1 protein-coding gene is annotated in these 395 nt (G+C 31.9%); it reads left to right on the top strand.

Annotation, left to right across the window (positions count from 1 at the left end):
• Window positions 1–395, top strand: a 395-nt coding sequence (locus KI686_RS15810; RefSeq protein WP_237590295.1) for a tetratricopeptide repeat protein, incomplete at both ends; no start/stop codon positions are given.

Genomic DNA, 395 nt, shown 5'->3' with positions numbered 1-395 from the left:
TTTTGAAAAGAAAAGTGAATCTAAAAAACCTGAAATTGTAAAGAATATTGCTTTGATTTATGTAAGTCAAGGAAATGATGAAAAGGCTTTAGAGGCTATGAAAGATGCTAGAGCTGAAAGTCCTGATGATATTAATTTATTATTATCAGAAGCAAATGTGCACTATAAAATGGGTAATACTGAGGAGTTTAAAAACTTACTTAAAGAAGCCACTGAAATGGATCCAACAAATCCTGAGTTACAATATAATTTGGGGGTTATAGCTGCAGAATCTGATCACCCAGAAGAAGCTAAAAAGCACTATGAAAAAGTATTAGAGTTAGATCCTGAATATATCAATGCGTATATTAATTTATCAGCGTTAATTTTGTCGGCAGAACAGCCTCTAATTGAAG

This window comes from Polaribacter sargassicola, assembly GCF_021991835.1.
Classification (GTDB): domain Bacteria; phylum Bacteroidota; class Bacteroidia; order Flavobacteriales; family Flavobacteriaceae; genus Polaribacter; species Polaribacter sargassicola.
Note: the sequence above shows the minus strand (reverse complement) of the source record. Positions and strands in the feature narration are given on the sequence as shown.